Raw genomic sequence first — 20,844 nt, forward strand, 5'->3', positions numbered from 1 at the left:
TCAAATATGACCGAGCTGGCCCGTCTGAAATTTTATGCGACCCAGCCCCATCCATGCAGTTATCTGCCCGATGAACAAGCAACAACACTGTTCCTCGACCCTAGCCAGCCAATGGATGGCCAGGTTTATGCAGAACTATCGGAAATGGGCTTTCGGCGCAGCGGCGACCATCTTTACCGTCCACACTGCCAAGGTTGTACGGCGTGCGTACCTGCGCGCATTCCTGCGGCAAGCTTTGCGCCTAATCGCCAGCAGCGACGAATCATCAAGCGCAACAGCGACATCCAAGTAAGCGGTGTACGCCCAACCTTTACCGAAGAGTATTACGCGCTTTACTCGCGCTATATCGAGCAACGCCATGCCGACGGCGACATGTATCCACCAAGCCGCGAGCAGTTCTCGACATTTCTGGTGCGCGACCTGGCCTTTTGTCGCTTTTTCGAGTTTCGCCTTAACGGCCGACTGGTTGCGCTCGCGGTTACCGACGTATTGCCCAATGGCCTATCTGCGGTCTACACCTTTTACGAACCCAGCGAAGAGCGCCGTAGCCTCGGCCGCTTTGCGATTCTCTGGCAGTTAGCCGAGACAGCCAGGCTTGGCCTGCATGCGGTGTATTTGGGGTACTGGATAAAAAACTGCAGAAAAATGAATTACAAAACCCAATACCGACCGATTGAGCTATTTATCAACCAGCGCTGGCTGAGCCTTGTATAAGGCCCGGACTAGCACTAAACCAAATAAGCTACCTAACCAAGGTGCTTAACAAATGGCTGGCGAAAAACTTGCTTGCACTGGCAAAAAGATACTCTCATCACAGTCCAGGCGCACCAAGCACACAGGCGAACGATCGCAATCATCTGTACTTGCTCATGCTTAAACAGCCTTTTCGCGCACTTTTGCCTTTTATTCCTGCCACTCACCAGCTTATTTCAGCGGATCACTTGGCGTAAGCACCTGTTTTCGGGCACAATGCACGCCGCTTTTGCCTGGCGCCAGTTGCACCGGGCCATTCATTGGATACCGAGGGCTTTACTGCATGTCGAAAGAAGACAGCTTCGAAATGGAAGGCACTGTCGTCGACACCCTGCCCAACACCATGTTTCGTGTGGAGTTGGAAAATGGGCACGTCGTAACTGCGCACATCTCCGGAAAGATGCGCAAAAACTACATTCGTATTTTGACCGGCGATAAGGTGCGCGTTGAGCTAACGCCTTACGACCTTAGCAAAGGTCGCATCACCTACCGCGCTCGTTAATACCATCGAGCCGCTATGCGCAAACAGCGTTAAACCTACTTAGACGGCCTATTTGCCTCGGTAAATACAACCTCTTTGGCTTTAACACTGAACATATGGCGCCATGCGGTTAAGTGCATTTGCTCAAATAGCAAATACAAAAAATGCCCGGTTATCAGCCGGGCATTTTTGTTGTCGCGATTTCATCTTCAACCATCGAAGTGTGACCTGAGCCAATACACAAAGATGTATCCGCTCAGGTCATAACGGTTAAGCCATCTCGGCCGTGGTTTCAAACTCGAAGGTCAACTCGCCACCTTCGATGTCAACATGCACCACGCCGCCATGTTCTGACAGTTCGCCGAACAAAATTTCCTCCGCCAGCGGACGCTTGATTTTGTCTTGAATCAGGCGCGCCATCGGTCGAGCGCCCATGGTAGCGTCATAACCCGTAACAGCCAGCCATGTCCGAGCAGCCTCGCTGACCTCAAGCATGACGCGCTTGTCCTCAAGCTGTGCTTGCAGCTCGGTGAGGAACTTGTCGACGATGCTCTTGATCACTTCAGTGTTCAGGCGACCGAACTGAATGATTGTGTCCAGACGGTTACGGAACTCCGGAGTAAAGCTCTTCTTAATGACTTCCATCGCATCACTGGAGTGATCCTGATGGGTAAAGCCAATCGAGGCTCGCGCAGCCGTTTCAGCACCAGCGTTGGTCGTCATGATCAAGATGACGTTACGGAAATCGGCTTTGCGACCGTTGTTATCGGTCAATGTGCCGTGATCCATAACCTGCAACAGCAAGTTAAACACTTCAGGATGCGCTTTCTCGATTTCATCGAGCAGCAACACGCAGTGTGGTGTTTTAGTGATGGCTTCAGTCAACAGACCGCCCTGATCAAAACCGACATAACCCGGCGGCGCACCGATCAAACGCGAAACGGTATGACGCTCCATGTATTCGGACATATCGAAGCGAATCAGCTCGATACCCAGCGACTTCGACAGCTGACGTGCTGCCTCAGTCTTACCAACGCCTGTCGGACCTGCAAACAGGAAAGAGCCGACTGGCTTGTCTGGCGCTTTCAGCCCCGCCCGCGAAAGCTTGATCGCCGTAGACAACGAGTCGATAGCCGCTTCCTGGCCGAACACCGTCAACTTCAAATCGCGCTCAAGGTTACGCAACAGTTCCTTGTCAGAGCTGCTGACGTGCTTAGGCGGGATTCGAGCGATTTTAGCAACGATATCCTCAACCTCGGCCACATCAATCCGCTTAACCCGCGTTTCGATTGGCTGTAGACGCTGATAGGCACCCGCCTCATCAATCACATCAATGGCTTTATCCGGCATGTGGCGATCATTGATATAACGAGAAGCCAGCTCAGCCGCCGCACGCAGCGCCTCATCACTGTACTCAATGTTGTGATGCTGCTCGAAACGCGCGCGCAGGCCACGCAAGATACTGATGGTGTCATCTACCGATGGCTCGACCACATCAACTTTCTGGAAGCGTCTGGCAAGCGCCCGGTCCTTCTCAAAGATGCCACGGAACTCTTGGAAGGTGGTTGAACCAATGCAACGGATCTCGCCCGATGAAAGCATTGGCTTAAGCAGGTTAGAGGCGTCCATGACGCCGCCAGAGGCCGCACCAGCGCCAATAATGGTATGGATCTCATCAATGAACAGAATCGCGTGTGGACGCTTACGCAGCTCGTTAAGCAAGGCTTTCAGGCGCTTCTCGAAGTCGCCGCGGTATTTGGTACCCGCCAACAACGCGCCGAGATCCAGCGAATAGACAATGCTATCAGCCAACAAATCCGGCACCTGGTTATCGACAATGCGCTTGGCCAAGCCTTCGGCGATCGCAGTTTTACCCACGCCCGCTTCACCCACCAACAACGGATTGTTTTTACGCCGCCGCGCAAGAATCTGTGCAACGCGCTCAACCTCAGCCTCGCGACCGACCAGCGGATCAATGCGTCCTTGGCGTGCTAGCTCATTGAGATTACTGGCGAAAGAATCCAGCGGATTGCCAGAAATCGAAGACTCGCCGCCCTCTTCATCGCCCATCTCTTGCTCGCCATCCGGCTGGCCGCCGTGGCCAGGCACTTTGGAAATGCCGTGTGCAATGAAGTTGACAACGTCAATGCGCGCAACGCTTTGCTGCTTGAGCAGAAATACAGCTTGGCTTTCTTGCTCGCTGAAAATCGCCACGAGCACGTTAGCGCCGGTGACTTCGCGCTTGCCAGAGCTTTGTACGTGGAAAACCGCACGCTGCAACACACGCTGGAAACCCAAAGTTGGCTGGGTTTCACGCTCTTCGTCGTGCACCGGGATCAGTGGCGTGGTGGAGTCAATAAACTCCAGTAAATCATGCCGAAGTTTATCCAGGTTTGCGCCACAAGCACGCAGCACGCTGGACGCTGCCTCGTTGTCTAGCAGGGCCAGTAGCAAGTGCTCTACTGTCATGAACTCATGACGCTTTGTGCGAGCCTCCTTGAATGCCAAGTTGAGGGTAACTTCGAGCTCTCGATTTAACATAGCTTCACCTCATGCCCAAGCGAACGGTACTAACCGTCCTTCTCGATCTCACAGAGTAGTGGATGCTGGCTTTCTTTTGCGTACTGATTTACCAGCATTGCCTTGGTTTCGGCAACATCGCGGGTAAACACTCCGCATACGGCCCGTCCCTCTGTATGGACGGTCAGCATAATTTTGGTTGCCAGCTCGCGATTCAGGCTGAAAAAAGTCTCCAGTACCTCTACCACGAAATCCATTGGCGTGTAGTCATCATTAAACAAGACAACTTTGTACATTGGTGGCGCCTGCAAAGCGGGCTTTGATTCCTGCACGGCTATGCCTGCGGAATCGTCCTCATGTGGTGCAGGTTGATCCTGATTGAATGTTAGTCGAATCTGGCTACTTGCATGCATGGTTGTAAAAGTTCGTTGAAGGGCGAATGGATAACCCCCAGTCCAAAGTATGGGGAACGTCACTATTTCTGTACTGCCTCACCTTGACTAACGGCAAATCAGTGTTACAAACAATAAATACCCGGACTGGGTGTAAGGGGTTTCGCGCTATACCCCTTAAACGAGTGGAACGAATAAGCGGGCGGCGCGTGATCAAAGTGGATGATACCCCAGAGACGGGGTCCTTTGCAGAGGGATATCAGCATGCTAAGCGGTAAGGTCAAGTGGTTCAACAATGCTAAGGGTTATGGTTTTATCGTGGCTGACGGCGGCGATGAAGACCTGTTCGCCCATTATTCGGCGATTCAGATGGACGGCTACAAAACGCTGAAGGCCGGTCAACCTGTGAGCTTCGATATTATTCAAGGCCCCAAAGGACTCCATGCCGTCAACATCAATAACGTCACGGCCAGTACCGAGACGCCAGCGACCATCAACCAACCCCAAGACACTCCAGTGGAAGTCTGACGCGAAGCGCGTGAGACAATAAAAGAAGCCGGTATGTAACCGGCTTCTTTTTGCCCGTCGACTACATGTGCGCAATCATTTGGTCGCCAAATTCAGAGCAAGACATCAGCTTGGAGCCTTCCATCAACCGCTCGAAATCATAGGTTACCGTTTTAGCCTCAATTGCGCCTTCAGTACCTTTGATCAGCAGGTCAGCCGCTTCAACCCAACCCATATGCCGCAGCATCATTTCAGCCGATAGAATCAGTGAGCCCGGATTAACTTTATCCTGCCCTGCATACTTGGGCGCAGTACCGTGAGTTGCCTCGAACATAGCGATGGTGTCGGAAAGGTTCGCGCCTGGCGCAATACCGATGCCTCCCACCTCTGCCGCCAGAGCGTCAGACAAATAGTCGCCATTGAGGTTGAGCGTGGCGATTACATCGTACTCAGCGGGGCGCAGTAAAATCTGCTGCAACATCGCATCAGCAATCACATCTTTGACCACAATATTCTTGCCGGACTTTGTGCTCTTGAACTGCATCCATGGGCCGCCATCAAGGAGTTCAGCGCCAAATTCATCGCGAGCAACTTCGTAGCCCCACTCTTTGAAAGCGCCTTCGGTGAACTTCATGATGTTGCCTTTGTGCACAATGGTCACTGAACTCCGATCGTTATCCACCGCATACTGCAGAGCCTTGCGTACCAAGCGCTTGGTGCCTTCCTTTGAGACAGGTTTGACACCTATGCCGCAGTTTTCGGTAAAGCGGATTTTTTTCACTCCCATTTCTTCAGTCAGAAACTTGATGACCTTTTCCGCTTCTGGCGAGCCAGCCTTCCATTCAACCCCGGCGTAGATATCCTCGGAGTTCTCGCGAAAGATCACCATATCTACATCGCCCGGCTTCTTCACTGGGCTCGGAACACCGGTGAACCAGCGCACTGGACGTTGGCAGACATACAGATCAAGCTCTTGGCGCAGCGCGACGTTAAGTGAGCGAATACCGCCCCCTACTGGCGTGGTCAGCGGGCCCTTGATCGAGACAACATAGTCACGTACAGCTTCCAGGGTTTCTTTCGGCAGCCAGGTGTCTTGGTCGTAGACTTGAGTTGCCTTTTCACCAGCAAAAACTTCCATCCAGGAAATCTTGCGCTTACCGTCGTATGCTTTTTCGACAGCAGCATCTACTACTTTGATCATGACGGGGCTGATATCGACGCCGATGCCATCACCCTCAATGTAAGGAATAACCGGATTATTCGGGACGTTAAGCGACATATCTGCATTAACGGTAATTTTGTCACCGACTGCCGGTATCTGGATCTTTTGGTAACCCATGCTGAACTCCTTTTGTGAACGAACCGTTTGCTTGCCTTTCAGCGTAGCGCAGTAAATCTGGGCGATCATTAACCCTCGTTAATTCTCTGACCCACCTTACAGGTTTTGGTGCGCTCGCGGGCATGGATGCATGGTTACGAACTTGTAACTGAAACCTGCAAACCTTCTGGGCACATCTCTAGGTGAGTCGAGCATCCACGCAAACCAATCCTCGACGACCTTTCTGCTAATACGGTAACGATCAACGCTCGCGCAGCGCTTCCCTGGCTTTATTGAAGGGCTTGATCAAGTAGTTGAGAACGGTTTTTTCCCCAGTAGCAATGTCCACGGTTGCAATCATTCCCGGGAAAATCGGGAATTTTTGATGGGCTTTGTTTTCTAGCGTTGCAGAGTCAGTCTTGATATAGACACGGTAATAGAACTCATCGCGTTTAACCTCATCCTGAATAGTATCGGGCGAGATGATGGTCACCTCTCCCTTCAACGCACCATAGATGGAATAGTCGTAAGCCGTAATCTTGACTAGCGCCTTCTGTTTAGGGTGGATAAAGGCGATATCACGCGGCGAAATTCGCGCCTCAACCAAGATAGTGTCATCCAAGGGCACGATAGTCATCAACTTACCATTGGGAGGAATCACACCGCCGGTGGTGGTAACTTCTACATCCTTGACAATGCCTCGCACGGGGGCGGTAAGGGTCGAGCGACTCAAAGAGTCCTGCCGACCGCGAATGACCGAGCGCAGTGATTCAACATCCGCACTGGCTCTGGCCAACTCCTCTCGTGCCTTTACTAAATACTGGCTGCGGGTGTCAGTTAACTTGTTTTGCAGTTCGCTGATTTGCCTGCGCAAACGCAGCACATCCACAGCACTGGCAGCCCCTCTGGCCACATAAGGCTCAGTCATACGCAGTTCACCTCTTACCAACTCAAGCTCACGATTAAGTCCAGTAAGGGTGGTTTCAAGGCTATTGCGCCGCGATCTATAGAGTTGGCGCTCAGACATTGTCAGTTGCGGTTGATCATCAAGCTCTGTTGGAAAGGTTAACGGCATGCCGTCCACTTCCGCCCGCAGGCGCGAGGCAGTTGCCAGCGCTGCAATATATTGCGAACGGCTTTCCTGCACCGCCGATTCTGATTTGATGATATCCAGTTGGGCCAATGTCTGGCCTTGCTCTACGGTGTCCCCCGCTCTCACATAGAGTTTTTTGAGAATCCCGCCTTCTAGCGATTGAATAGTCTGTTCATGCGCAGAGGGAACAATCTTGCCAATGCCGGTGGTGACTTCCTCCAACTTGAAATACCAAGCCCAGGCCAAGAAGCTGCCTAACAGCAGCAGGACAACCACGATGATAAGGCTTGAACTCGGTAATGCTGGCTCCCGATGTCGCATTGTTATCGTGGGTTTTAATGCCGACTGTGTATTCATTGCGCCCCGCCTCGATGAATGTTCAAGGCTTTGCCACCTTGTTGAGAATTTCGCTTTTTTCACCATCCATCACGACTTTTCCGCTATCGACAATAATCACGCGGTCGACCAACTCAAGAAGCGCAGGCCGGTGCGTCGCAAGAACTAACGTGCGTGGCCCGAGCCAACCCTTTAGGTGTGCAATCACTTCTCGCTCGGTCACATCGTCCATCGCCGCTGTCGGCTCATCGAGCAAGACGATATTTGGTTGGGTAATCAGCATACGAGCCAGCATCAATGCCTGGCGCTGCCCGCCAGAGAGGCCATATCCGCCTTCAAGGATCATGTAATCGAGGGCCTTGGTCTGCTTCTGAACGAACGTCAGTGCTCCGCTCATAAGCAGCGCACGATAGATCTCCTCATCGGTGGCTAGCGGACGGCCCATGGTCAGGTTTTCGCGAATTGATCCAAAAAAAAGCCGGGAGTTTTGATGCAGAAACCCCATGTCTCGACGCAAGTCAGCAGTGTCTAAAGAAGTAATCGCAATATCATCTAGTAGCAGTTGGCCTTGCGAGGGAAAACGCATGCCAGACAGCAACTGCAACAAGGTAGACTTGCCTGCACCATTGCGCCCCAGAACGGCCACCTTCTCACCTTCCTTGATACTCAGCGCAGCAATGCTGATATCCGAAGTTTTTCCTTCTGGGTCGTAAAGGAACTCCACACTTTTCAGTTGGTAGGCCCCGCGCAGGGATGCCTTGTGTACCGCTTTGCCCCGCTCCGGCTGATCAATTGGCCTGCTCATCAACTCATTCAGGCCTTTACGTGCCACTTTGGCTTGCTGCCAGCGGGAAAGCACCCCGGTAATCTGCGAGAGAGGTGCGATGGTGCGCGATGACAGAAGTGTCATGGCAACCAGTGAACCCGTGGTTAAATCGCCCTGGATGACCATGTAGCAGCCCATCAACAACACTGAGGCATAAACCAGGGTCGAAACTTGCTGAGTCCAGGTCATGAGCATGGCGGTCAAAAACCGTTGGCGCATGCTGATGCTCGCGGCGACCTCGTTGTTATGATTCCATTGATTTTGAAACCGCTGCTCAGCACGCAGCAGCTTAATATCCTCGATGCTTTCCACAACCTCCACCAAAGTGGCGTTACGGATAGCCGATTCGCGCATCCCATCATTGGAGAGCTTCGAGAAAGGCCTCTGCACCAGCAAGCCGGGAATGACCAGCATTGGAACGGCTGCCAGCACCACAAAAACCAATGGGCCGCCGATCATCCAAAGAATAAATACGAACAGGAAAAAGAAAGGTAAATCTGCCACCGCGCCGATAGTCGTCGAAGTGATCAGTTCGCGAACCTGCTCCAGCTCACGAATCTGTGAAATGAACGAACCCGTTGATTTAGACCTGGCACTGTTCTGAACGCGAAGCGCATGACCTAACACTCGATCGGATATTTTAAGATCTGCACGCTTGCCTATCGAGTCCGAGATATAAGTGCGCACCATCCGTAAGGTGAATTCGAAGATGACGGCCAGGATCACACCACTAAACAGTACCCACAAGGTTGGATATGACTGTGCCGGAATAACCCGGTCATATACCTGCAGCGAGAATATGATGCTAGCGAGCGCCAATACATTAACCGCCAATGAAGCCGCAATGATCTCGCCATAGCGACGCCAATCACGCAGCGCTATTTCCCAAAACCAGTTTTTCTTGAACGGCTTGATGTATTCATCAACCCGAATATCCGGAATGGCTGTGAGCGGACGCAATATCACCAAGCGCTCGACTTGCTCAGTCAGCTCACTGACGCTCATGGTCAGCGCGAGACCACCTTCATTGCTGAACTGCACTGAGACCTGTCCAGCACTATCCATGCGCTCGAGCACAGCGACGTCACCATTACGCAGCAACACGATAAACGGCATACGCCAAGGATCAAGAAACCTTTCTGAAAACTCAGCTATGCATGACTCAAGCCCAAGCTGGCGCCCCATGTCTTCAAGCAACAGGTCCAGTACGGTGTCCTTGTCCCAACTCAGGGCGACCCGCACGTTCTCTTCGGAATAATCCAGCCGATAATGCTTCGCCACCATCAGCATCGCTGACAGCCATGACTCATGACTTGACGTTAAGTGACTCATTAAAAAATAGCCTATTTAGCAATCGCGATAACTCATAAGGCGAATAGGAATAAACACCTCAGTCGTTCACTGCTGAGTAGCGGATTGATTTGTTCGATCTGCTCCGCATGGCCACGTATCGTTCGCAGCAGAACAGGTGATGATCGCTTTTGAAGAATTGGGTCAGGGCGACCCGATATCGAAGTATAGAAAAGGGGCACATTGCGCCCCTTTCAACTCTTCGGTTATGAAACCAGCAACTGGTGATTGGCCAGCAGCGTTGCCAGATCGACTTGCACGCCGCTTAGGGAAGCGATTGTAGTCGGATCAAATGCGCCACCAAGCCCGTCATGGTCGAACTGGATATCGGTACTTGCACCGTTCTGTAGCATATTGAGGTAGTCCTCAATGTTTCCTGCGGAAGCGTCCAGTGTTGCCACCCCATCGACATAACTTGCACTGCCCGTGCCTGTATAGCCTGCGCTGTGCAGCAGCTCACTGATATCGATACGATCGGTGTCGTTGGTCCCTTCCCAGGTACCAATAGTAAAGCCCGTGACGACATCAGTACCGTTCCCGCCCGTGGCTTCAACTGCACTGAGCAGGTTGTAGATCAAAGTGTCGTGTCCGCCGTTACCGATATTGATCAGGTCATTGCCATCACGCCCCTCAAACTGGTTGTCGCCTGCGCTACCAGTGAAGGTATCGTCAAAGCTGGAGCCCGAGACACCTTCGATATCCACCAGTTTTGCTGTATTGAAACCAGTGTCCTGGGCTGCTGTGGAGCTTAAATCGATCGTGACACCGCTGGTTGCCAGTTTGTAGTCGACTACATCCATGCCACCATTCGCCGCAATCCAAGTCCCGTGATCTGAACTGTAGCTCCAGCCACCCGCGCCGTTATAGGTGTCAGAGCCCGCGGTTGCAGTAAATGTGTCGTTGTAACCACTACCAACAAACACACCATTATTGCTGGCACTATCCGACTCCGCCGATAGCACGTAGTTGTGTGTGGCATCACCTGTGGTCAAGCCACCCCAACCACTGTTCACCGTTTCAGTCACGTCCGAGCGCAGGCCATCAACAATGCGGATCAAGTTGACAGAGTAGGTCTCAGTCGCGCTCAAACCATAGAAGTTGAGCAATGCAGAGCTGTCGTTTACTCCAACACCTGACTGCGCATTGAGAACCTGTGTGGCAACCAAAGCACCACTGCTGTCAAAGAGCTGTACCGTGTTGCCGTAGAACGCATTAATTCCGTTCTGATCGACGATCCGCAGGTGCATCGAAGTACCCTCGGCGACAGCATTGGTGTTCTTCACCACAAACGAATGACCATTGCTGGTAAAGCCAATCAAGTCGACAGCTCCATCCCAGTCATAATCCATTGCGGCGGCGCCGGTAAGGCGTGAACCGTAGTTGTAGTTCAGGTTGGCATTGGTCCAGCTCAAGCCGTTACCGTTATTGAGTATCATCTGAATGGTATCGCCGTTGTTGTAGCCCCCCATCTTGGCGATATCAGTGGTGCCGTTATGATCCCAGTCAACAGCCAGGGCAATACGCGAACGAATGTCTGGACCGGCGTTGATTTCAACGAGGTTGTCGAGGGTTCCGTTGCTGTTGATTAGAACAGCTGATTTGTTTGCGCCAGCATAGTGTTGATTGAGGTACAGATCTAAGGTGCCGTCACCGTTGAAATCGGCCCAAGTCATGCTGGTGCCGACATTGTCGGAACCACCGCCATCATTGAATACATTGTTCACGACCTGGCCGATTGCCATGGTGCCATCGCCGTTATTGGTGATAACACCTAACGTATAGGGGCTACTGCCACCGCCACCACTTACCTGGCCCGTAATATCAATCGCACCATCGTTATTGATATCTACGCCAGACACACTTGCACCAAAGGTGTAAGCAGGAAACAGGTTACGGGTCGAAGTGTCCTGGCTAAAGGTGCCGTCTTGGTTATTGATAAACCAACCTGCCGAATTGCCATCTAAATTACTGTCGCCCAGCGCCAGATCTAGGTAGCCATTACCCGTGCGGTCGTATGCAACCGTGCCGCCAAAATAGCTATCAAGAGCACCATATTCGATCGTTTTACTGGTATAGCTACCGTTATCGTTCTGCCAGTACTGAAACGGCTGAACGTAGTTGCTTTGCGAGGCGAATATATCCATATCGCCATCTCGATCCAAGTCGAAATAACTGTAGTTCACCGTGTTGCCAGTACCACTTGCTTTCGTCAGTACGTCAGTGCTGTAGCTGTTCAAATCACTACTGTTGTATACGGCTGTATTTGAAACGATGCTCCATAGGCCGTTTTCTCCAATGCTGTAACTTAGCCCTTCTTGGTTGCTTGTTCTGGCCGCAGGGGCATCGCCTGCCCATTGCGTACTGATAGCCGGCTCGGCGATTACAACCTGTGCCCCGCTGAAGGTCTCGCTGCTGAGGTTGCCGTTACCACCTTCGTTAACCACTTCGGCAATCACGTCATAGGTGTTGAGCCCCATGCTGTCGCCGCTAGGGATCTGCACGTACCAAGTATGATTTGCCATATCAACAACAACCCGGCCGTCACCATAACTAGTACTGGACGAGTAGGTTATGCCATTAATCGTGATATACAGCACCTGATCGGCAGTCATGTCCGCTGCCACCGTGCCTCGCAAAACCGGAGTAGTATCCGAGGTGATCTGCGACTCGAACGTGACACTGCTTGGAACGCTTGTATCCACATTCAACGTATAGTCAGCCGATGTGGTCGTGTTACCTGCGGCATCAGTGACCACCGCCGAGTAGTCGTATGAATTTGCATTTTCCAGGCCGGTGAGCGCATAGGTCCAAGTGGTTCCACTAACCGTTGCAATGCCCAGATAAATACCGTTCTGGAAAATCTTCAGAACTTCACCACCTTGCAACGCAGCAGTGAGCGTACCTTGCAAGACTGGCGCGGTGTCGTCAGTGATGTTGTAAGTGGTCTGAGTGCCTTGGCGCCCCCCTTGATCATCGTCGTAACCGGTAATAGTTGCCTGTTCCAACGGAGCAATTGTGTCCAACACAACCGTTTGGCTAGCCGTTTGACCAATGTTGCCAGCTTGATCGATAACCCGTAATTGGTAACCGTAGTTTCCATCGGTCAGTACACGCGAGTCGATGTAAGCCCATTGAGTGCCGGTGACATCCGTCAGGGTGATCCAAGTCGCACCAGCATCAATGCTGATTTGTGCGTACTCATCGCCTTCAAGCGCCTTACCTAAGGTGCCGGACAATGTGAGACTAGTGTCGCGGGTGATGAAGTCCGTCAAGGACAAGCCTGTGTCGTCACTAATACCGTCAATACTGATCGAAGTAGTCGGCGCCACACGATCAACCGTAACAGCTTGCTGCTCGACTGGACCTGAGTTGCCGGCAAGGTCAACGACACGAACCTGATAGGTGTAAACACCATCAGATAGCGAGCGGCCGTCTGTGTAGTTCCAAGCCACGCCACTCGTCACCAAAGCGGTCCATGTTGCACCTCCGTCCAAGCTAATCTGCGCGAACTCATCAGCATTGAGTGCAGCACTCAAGGTGCCATTCACTACCAGCTTGTTATCGCTGGTGATGTAGTCCGTCGCAGACACACCGGTATCGTCAGTAATGCTGTCAATATGAATTGCGGTAAGCGGCGCTGCAGTGTCGACAAGAACAGTTTGGGTATAGGTTGAACCGATGTTTCCGGCCACATCGATCACACGCACCGTGTATTCGTATGAGCCATCGACCAAGGCTCGATCATCGACATGACTCCAAGTCGTGCCCGCAATGCTCAAGGTTGTCCAAGTCGCGCCGTTGTCCAAGCTAATTTGTGCCAGCTCATCAACCGCCAAGGGGCTGGACAAGGTGCCGTTGACCGTCAGGCTAGTGTCGCTAGTGATGTAATCGGCGTACAAACCACTGTCATCGCTGATACTGGTGATAGCGATGGTTGATGCAGGCGCATTGGTATCGATAGTTACCAGTTGACTAGCAGTAGATCCGATATTCCCTAGGGAATCGATCAGACGAACCGCGTAGTTGTGCTTGCCATCAGCCAGCGTTCTGCTGTCGACGTAGGTCCATGCCGTCCCCGAAACATCGAGGTTCGTCCAAGTCGCTCCGCCGTCGAGGCTGATTTGCATCAGCTCGCCTGCTCCTAACTCGGCCCCCAGCGTACCTTGGACCGCCAAGGCGGTGTCATTAGTAATGAAATCGCTGTTGGATGAACCGCTGTCGACAGTGATGCTGTCGATAGTCAGCGTCATCAATGGGCCGCTGAGATCAACGGTGAAAGAGTGATCGCTGGAGCCGGTATTACCGACATTGTCTGTCGCTGTCGCGGTAATACTGTAAACACCCGAGTCTGCAAGGGCAGCCAAATCAGCCGTGCCGAGCACCAAACTCCACGAGTGATCCCCTTGGACTGTGGCACTGTACTCCTTGCCGTTGAGCGTCACGGTCACGACACGACCGACGTCGACCGATGCTGTACCCGAGATAGTCTGAGGGGCGCCTTGCTCAAGCTTGCTGAGGATATCGTCCGCAGTGAAGCTATTGATGGATACAGTGGGTGCATCCGCCTGCAGATATACAGAACTGTTTGTCGCCCCGCTATTGCCGGCTATATCGGCCACAGAAGCAGTGATGGCGTAATCACCATCAGGCGTTTCGAGGAAGTCACGGGCATCAACATTTACGCTCCAGACGCCACCGTCGGCTACCACGGAATGATAGGAGCGTCCGTTAAATGTGACCTCTACAACTTGGCCAGGCTCGGCATCAGCGGTACCACTGATAATCTGTCCGGCCTTCTGCTCTGTACCGTCAATGACATTGTCACTCGCGACCGTATCAATAGTGACCACAGGCGCGCTGATATCCAGCGTCACATTGCTCTGTTCAGTGACCCCGCCGACAGTTGCGGTTACCGGCACCGTACCGTCTGCAACACCATTCCAGATGCTGCCCGGCAGAGTCAGCGACCAATTCAGACTGTCATCAATAGTGGCGCTGTAGCTCTGACCATTGATATCAATGCTGATTGTTTGACCGGCGGCAACCCCTGTTACCTGGCCTGTCAGGGTTTGAGTTGCAGCCGCTTCTGCACTATTGATGGTGTTGTCTGCAGTTAGCGGGTCAATTGTAATAGTGGGGATCGCGCCATCAACGGTGATATTACGCATAGCGTCGCCAACGTTACCAATGGCATCGGTACCCTGTGCAGTAATGACCATGTCACCCTTGCCAAACGATGCAACGTCAGCTTCAGGTAGCGTGACACTCCACGCACCAGCGTCATCCACGCTGGTGATGTAGTCGCGGCCATTAACGCTAACCTGTATATCCGTGCCTTCAACCAAACCGCTGGAAGTGCCACTAATATCCAGCGACAGCCCCTTCTCGGCGGCGCTTATCACATCATCGACAGAGACAACATCGATCATCACAATCGGTGGAGCCAATACAACGCTAGCCCCATGGCTGGCGGTACCTGTATTACCCGCTGCATCGCTGGCGCTGGCATCAATGTTGATGCTCCCGGCTGCCAATGCCGCAACGTCGGCTTTTGCAACGGAAAGTCCCCAGCTACCATCCGTATTTACAGTAGTGGTATAGCTCTTGCCATTTAGGCTAACGGTGATTACCTCACCACCCTCTAAACCGCTGGATGCGCCTGTAACTTCCAGCGCTTGACCGTGCTCGCTTGAATTAATGACATCATCATCTGCAATGCTATTGATGGTCACAACTGGCGCAGTTAAGTCCACGACAACATCGTGACTGGCATATGCGTTGTTGCCCTCGACACTGGAAACACTAGCATTAAAAGTTATGTTGCCATCAGCAGTACCTGCCCACGCAGAACTGGGGACGCTAACCGCCCAAGACAAATCATCATTAACCGTTGCCGTGTAATCCGTGCCGTTGACTGACAGCGTAACCTCCTGCCCCGCCTCGACATTGAGTACGCTGCCACTGACGATGACATTGGCCGCTGTCTCAGCAGCGTTTATTCGATCGTCGCCAGCAACAGTGTTGATGTTAATCAGCGCATTGAGCGTACCTATCACCAGAGTGGTATCGGTGTTGGCCTGGTTACCAATGTCGTCTACAGCAGATACTGATAGCTTATATTGACCATCGCGCACGCCATCAAAATCACCCGGCTGGACCTCGATACTCCAATTGCCGTCAGCCGTGACAGTGGCCTGATAGTCCTTGCCGTTGAGTGCTACAGTGACAACGGTACCCGAGTCCAACCCCGTAGAAGAACCGCCAATTTCGACTGGTGCGCCCTTTTCAGCGCTATTGATGACATTGTCATTAGCAACGGTATCAACCGTCAGCGTTGGCAACAGGGTAATTACCTCGACGCCGTGACTTGCCAAGGCGCTGTTACCAGCTGCATCTGCAACGCTGGCGTCAATGCTGTAATGGCCATCAGGCAGAGTTGCAATATCAGCCGCTGCAACGGAAAGGCTCCACGTACCATCCGCCTCGACAGCAGTGGTGTAATCATTACCATTGACGCTAATGGTCAAGACCTCCCCGCCATCTAGGCCGCTTGCATGCCCGGTAACCAACACTGCATCAGCTTTCTCATTAGCATTGATGATGTCGTCGCCAGCAACAGTATTGATGGTGATAACCGGCGCAGTCGTATCGACTGTCAACTCGCGAGTCTGCTGCACGCTGTTACCGGCTTTGTCGGTGGTAGTTGCGGTGATCAGTAGAGCGCCGTCAGGTGCTGAAGAGAAATTCGCGGAGGGAATGGTGACACTCCAAGCGCCACCCTCACCAACAACAGTCTGATAACTCTGACCGTTCAGACTAACGGTCAGGGCTTGACCTATTTGCGCAGAGGTAACGCCGCTGACCAGAAGGTCCTGATTGACCTCCAACGCGTTCAACAAATCATCGTGCGCAGAATCCAGTCCGCTGCTACTGACAGTAGGGTCGATAACCAGTATCGGTGATGTCACATCAACCTGAACGATCTGCCCGCTATGCGCGACACTACCGTTGGTATTGGTAACCTGAACTTCTAGATTGCGATAACCATCGGTGAGGCCCGCCAGATCAGTTGCAGGTACAACAACGGCCCATCCACCGTCACCAGCAACAGTCGCTTGATACTGATGACCCGCAAAATTGATAACCACAACTTGGCCAGCTTCAACGTTTGCAGTGGCACCTGAAAGCAGCAAGTCAGAGCCTTGCTCGACACTGTTGATGATATTGTCCAACGCCACAGGATTGATACTGACTGCAGTGTCCGCCAAATCAACCATGACCTGATGGTCGATTGCAACTGGGTTGCCCGAAGCGTCAGCGCTGCTGACATGTATCGTCAGCGAGCCTTGCGCGTATGTCGAAACGTCACTGGCCTGCAAACCAACCTGCCAGCTCCCGTCCGCATCGATAGCCGTCACGTAGCTCTTACCATCGATGATCGCAGTTACAGTCTGGCCGGGCGCGAGCCCTGTGCTTGTACCGAAAATTGTCAGGTCTTGGGCATGTTCGATTGCGTTGATAATGTTGTCGCCTGAAACAGTAGCAACACGCAAGCCAGGTAGACCTGCAGCAATCGAAATATCACGGCTTGCCTCGCCTGTGTTACCTGCAGCATCGCTAATGCTGGCAGAGATTGTCAGCGCACCATCGCCAATGGCATTCCACATAGCACTCGGAATATCGACAGACCACGTGTTATCACTAGCCAGCAAGACATGATACAGCGTGCCCCCAACATTGACCGTAACCGTCTCACCTGCTGCGCCCCCAATTACTGAGCCGCTGATGGTTTGCGTAGTCGACACCTCCGAAGCATTCAGCACATCGTCCAGAGCCACAGCATTAATGCTGACAACTGGAGCCGAAGTGTCTACAGAAAACCCTTTTGAGGCCGTGTGAACATTCCCAGCAGGGTCAGTCGCACTTACCTGAGCGGTGTAAAAACCATCATGCAGGCCTGCAACCACCTCACTCGGCAGCTCAAGACTCCAACTCCCACCATCGATAATTTGCGTGGTGTAACTCTCGCCCGCAATTATGACAACGACGTCCGTTCCGGTCTCGAGGCCTGTGGCGCTGCCACTCACAGTGATAGCCGCACCCGCTTCGCTTTCGTCGACCTGATTATCGCCGGTTATAGGTTCAATCGTCAGTTCGACAGCGTTGCCTACGATATCAAGGCTGATCGTCCCAGCACTCAGGCTGCTGTCACCACTCTGCTGCACGACCTCATAGATGTGCTGACCCAGCGCTTGATCAGGAACAGTGACTGTCCAAGTACCATCAGCCCCAACTTGGGTGCTGGCAATAACGACACCTTCTACATTTAGTATCTGGATGCTTGCCCCGACCTGGCCGCTACCACTAAAGGTCGGACTAACGTCATCGGTCTTGCTGTCGTTGACTAGCAACGTCTGTAGCTGGCCTTGGTTGTCGGTTGCAATAAAGGAAGGTGATACGGTTTCAGATGGCAGGGTGTTGTCAATAGTTTCAACCCTGGTATGCCCACCCCCGTCATCGTTATTCAATCCTGCCCCCACCAAAGCACCACCAAGCCCTGCCCCGATTAGACCTAGCAACCCATAGCCACTGAAGTCGTCGCTCCCGTAGAGCAGTGGATCAATCTTATCAAGCATCTCGACTTGAGCTTGTAACGGTACAACCTGATCAGGGGCAATTTCAGGCATATCCGCAAAACTAATGTGGCTCAGCGCAGAGTTATCATCTTGAAAAACAAGCTCGCTATGATGTTCAGTTTCATCGACTTGAAAATATCCATCACAACGAATGACGCTGCCGTCCTTCATATAAATCAACAGGTCATTTCCGGTTCTTTCATAACGATCAACTTCGGAAACGGAAGCATGCACTAACACAACACTGGGTTCATTCAGGGTTATGGCCAGACTGCCATCGGCAATCATGTTGATTTTATTGCTGGTAGCGCGATCAGTCACTTCAATAGACGTTTTCATTTCAATTATTCACCTATGCAATTAACTCACAACATCTAAATATCTAGAGTTAAATATTTGGAAGACTTTCCGTTTCTTCAACTGCGTGTATATCCAACACATCAACAAGACCGTCAATGGTTGACGCATATTCCACAGCGGCATCCCAGCCATCAAACTCAGCATTCAGCAATGCCAGGTGAGATTGATACAAATCTTGCTCAACGGTTATTAGATCATTAACACTTCGACGGCTTAGCTTGTATTCATCCAAATAAACGCTACGTGCCTGCTTGGCAATATTTACCTGACGAGTACTGACTATATGATTACTTCGTGAGCCTTCATAATTTGAAAGCGCCGTTGAAGCATTGGTCATCACATCAAATTTAACTTTATTGATGCTTTGTTCAGCCGATTCCTTGGCGCCAACTGCTTGTGCAACACGTGCAGACACCGCTCCACCGGTATACAGAGGAACATCCAAATTCAAATAAACTTGGTTATCCCAATAAGGATCATTTTTATTTTCATAGCGAGTGCGACCCGCTTGAAGCTTAATGGTAGGTAAATACCCTGCTTTGTTTTTCTCAATAACCTTAGATGCCGCCTCAGACTCAGCCATGGCTTTTTTAACCGCAGCTATAGCTGAATAATCAATTGTTGCCACATGCATGCTTTGCTCATTAAGTGCCAGCGGCGGATCTGAATAATTTTTTGACCGAACGCCCGTCAGCACCTCAAGTTGCGCAACAGCCGTTTCACGTTGAGTGTAAAACTGTTCAACCTGTGATTGCATACTGGCAATACGAGATTGCGCCTGCAGGTAATCCGAGCTTGAGCTGAGCCCGCTTTGGGCGCGAACCTTGGCGATACGCTCAACAGTGCGAAGCGATCTGACACCTTCTTCAGCAGCACGTTTCAATGCACCATAACGCTTGATCAGCAAATAGGTTTTTGCAGTTTTCTTGGCAACATCGCTCATTGTTTGCTGTAACGCGTAGATGTAGCTTTGCTTAATATTTCTCTGCTGCAGAATATTATTCTGCGTTTTTCCGAAGTCATAGACCAACTGAGTCAATGTAACCCCGTAGGTTTTATCCGTATAATTTTCATCTTCATTAGGTAACCGGCCATTCGCCCCACCGAATCCAGACTGCAATCCTATCTGCGGTTGCCAAGCACTCTCTGCCTCATCAATCAACGCCTGACCGATACCAACCTGCGAGATCATCTGGGCAATCGATGGGTCATGACTGAATGCGTGTATGACACTATCACGCAATGTCATTAATTTAATGTCAGTAAACACAGGGGCACCGTATGAAGCTGATTCAGCGGCAACAGCTGATAACGAAGAGACTCCACACACGCCAGCCAAAATAGCAAACATAAAACGGCTCAAACAACAGTAATACATCGTCACTTCCTTACACTTACACATGAGCTGAAAATCCAATTCTTAACGCATATCCGTATCACTCTTGGGTAGCGCATAAAAAAACAACCAGATACAAACAAGCTCTATTTACCCTCGCGCAGGTAACAAAACTCAACATGCCATAGGGATAAAATATCGCGACATTAGTGCAAGCCAGCCAGAACTTAATGACTAACCAGTCACATTCAAGATAGACATGTAGACGCAAATCGGTATGTAGGAAATATCCTGCATACACAGCGAAAACTCCTAGGGCCCGCACATATGCCTTTAAATAGATTTATACAAACCTATAGATAGGCACTAGCATCTGAGAGGCAAGTTTTCACTTATGGTTTATTTTATGCTTGAATGTTTTGCGCAAGCTAACAAGCCGGCACTAACATTAAATAAACAGCGCGTCAAACTAAGGCTGGCTGCATCATCAAAAAACACCGATATCTGTAACGTTTTGATGGGTATTTGATTGTCTTGCTTATGGGCCACGCAAATGGTCAGATATTCAGAGGTTTCTTAGGGAACCTCTGAAAAAGGTAGCGAGCGACGGGAGTACAAGACGAAAAGATGCGAAAAAGCGCAGTTTAGCTGTCCTAAATGAGCATTTTGAGCAGCTTTTTAACGCAGTAATACCTAGCGCAGTAGTTTTTCAGAGGTTTCTTAGCTGCTTCCGTCCGCCCCACCGACCCGCACCCAATGCTGACGCACTAATGACACAAATTAGATAGCGGAACCATCTGCAACGACAACACTGGCCATCGCAGCCCCAACATTGGCAGTGAATCCACTCAAGGCCTGCTACCAAAACAAGCATAGGTGCACACCAAGCTCCTCGAACTGTGTCAAACGTGATAATCCTACTGGACTGTGCGCCTA

General features: G+C 51.5%; 10 protein-coding genes. 3 read left to right on the forward strand and 7 right to left on the reverse strand.

Going from position 1 to position 20,844, the window contains the following annotated elements; genetic code table 11:
- The first annotated feature begins 6 nt into the window (after positions 1-6).
- Together ACN0UH_RS11375 and infA are read left to right on the forward strand one after the other, a co-directional pair.
- Complete coding sequence (locus ACN0UH_RS11375) at positions 7-714, forward strand: arginyltransferase (RefSeq protein WP_417662149.1); 708 nt, start codon at positions 7-9, stop codon at positions 712-714.
- A gap of 322 nt (positions 715-1,036) precedes the next feature.
- Positions 1,037-1,255 carry a translation initiation factor IF-1 gene (gene infA, locus ACN0UH_RS11380; protein ID WP_002553999.1) on the forward strand — a complete coding sequence of 73 codons (219 nt, stop codon included), beginning with the start codon at positions 1,037-1,039 and terminating at the stop codon, positions 1,253-1,255.
- A 249-nt stretch (positions 1,256-1,504) separates the two neighbouring features.
- On the opposite strand, the gene clpA is transcribed toward infA, so the two are convergent.
- Both clpA and clpS read right to left on the reverse strand, forming a co-directional pair.
- Entirely contained in the window at positions 1,505-3,775 is a 2,271-nt protein-coding gene (gene clpA, locus ACN0UH_RS11385; RefSeq protein ID WP_417662150.1) for an ATP-dependent Clp protease ATP-binding subunit ClpA, read from the reverse strand.
- A gap of 29 nt (positions 3,776-3,804) precedes the next feature.
- The gene (gene clpS, locus ACN0UH_RS11390) at positions 3,805-4,167 is read right to left on the reverse strand and encodes an ATP-dependent Clp protease adapter ClpS (RefSeq protein WP_417662151.1); all 363 of its coding nucleotides are present in this window, start codon (positions 4,165-4,167) and stop codon (positions 3,805-3,807) included.
- Positions 4,168-4,410: 243 nt separating this feature from the next.
- Here clpS and cspD point away from each other — a divergent pair, with 243 nt between their 5' ends.
- A complete protein-coding gene (gene cspD / locus ACN0UH_RS11395) occupies positions 4,411-4,674 on the forward strand; it encodes a cold shock domain-containing protein CspD (RefSeq protein ID WP_417662152.1) in 264 nt (87 codons plus the stop codon).
- Between the two features lie 61 nt (positions 4,675-4,735).
- Here the strand turns inward: cspD and icd are convergent, their stop codons facing one another.
- The 5 genes from icd to ACN0UH_RS11420 form a co-directional block, all read right to left on the reverse strand.
- Positions 4,736-5,992: an NADP-dependent isocitrate dehydrogenase gene (gene icd / locus ACN0UH_RS11400; RefSeq protein ID WP_417662293.1), complete on the reverse strand. Its 1,257-nt coding sequence runs from the start codon at positions 5,990-5,992 to the stop codon at positions 4,736-4,738.
- Positions 5,993-6,233: 241 nt separating this feature from the next.
- Complete coding sequence (locus ACN0UH_RS11405) at positions 6,234-7,385, reverse strand: HlyD family type I secretion periplasmic adaptor subunit (RefSeq protein WP_417662294.1); 1,152 nt, start codon at positions 7,383-7,385, stop codon at positions 6,234-6,236.
- A gap of 58 nt (positions 7,386-7,443) precedes the next feature.
- Positions 7,444-9,558 (reverse strand): type I secretion system permease/ATPase, encoded by a 2,115-nt coding sequence (locus ACN0UH_RS11410; protein ID WP_417662153.1) that lies wholly within the window; start codon positions 9,556-9,558, stop codon positions 7,444-7,446.
- Positions 9,559-9,782: 224 nt separating this feature from the next.
- On the reverse strand, positions 9,783-18,551 hold the full coding sequence (locus tag ACN0UH_RS11415; protein ID WP_417662154.1) for an Ig-like domain-containing protein: 8,769 nt from the start codon (positions 18,549-18,551) through the stop codon (positions 9,783-9,785).
- A gap of 49 nt (positions 18,552-18,600) precedes the next feature.
- Positions 18,601-19,923, reverse strand: coding sequence for a TolC family outer membrane protein (locus tag ACN0UH_RS11420; protein WP_417662155.1), 1,323 nt, complete (start codon positions 19,921-19,923; stop codon positions 18,601-18,603).
- Positions 19,924-20,844: the final 921 nt, after the last annotated feature.

It is taken from the genome of Pseudomonas sp. (genome assembly GCF_048265905.1).
Taxonomy (GTDB): Bacteria; Pseudomonadota; Gammaproteobacteria; order Pseudomonadales; family Pseudomonadaceae; genus Aquipseudomonas.